This is a genomic window from Mediterranea sp. ET5 (genome assembly GCF_023337025.1).
Lineage (GTDB): Bacteria > Bacteroidota > Bacteroidia > Bacteroidales > Bacteroidaceae > Phocaeicola_A.
This window is the reverse complement of record NZ_JAMBLN010000055.1, coordinates 1-220: the sequence shown is the minus strand read 5'-3', so window position 1 is coordinate 220 and position 220 is coordinate 1. Positions and strand designations below refer to the sequence as shown.

The window sequence follows — 220 nt, the reverse complement described above, 5'->3', positions numbered from 1 at the left end:
TCGATGGAAATCCGGTGCGTTAGTTCAGTTGGTTAGAATACATGCCTGTCACGCATGGGGTCACGGGTTCGAGTCCCGTACGCACCGCACTCCGAAATTGTCAATTGTCCATTGTCAATTGTCAATTAAAGGAATAAGATCTTTGACATGTTGTACAAACCCAATAACAGTAAGACGCAAGAGCCAAGAGTATAATCCGTAGCAGCAGCAATGTTGCAGA

1 tRNA gene is annotated in these 220 nt (G+C 45.0%); it reads left to right on the top strand.

The features are described 5' to 3' along the window. The first annotated feature begins 13 nt into the window (after positions 1 to 13). Positions 14 to 87: transfer RNA gene (locus tag M3087_RS14310), tRNA-Asp, on the top strand. Positions 88 to 220 lie beyond the last annotated feature (133 nt).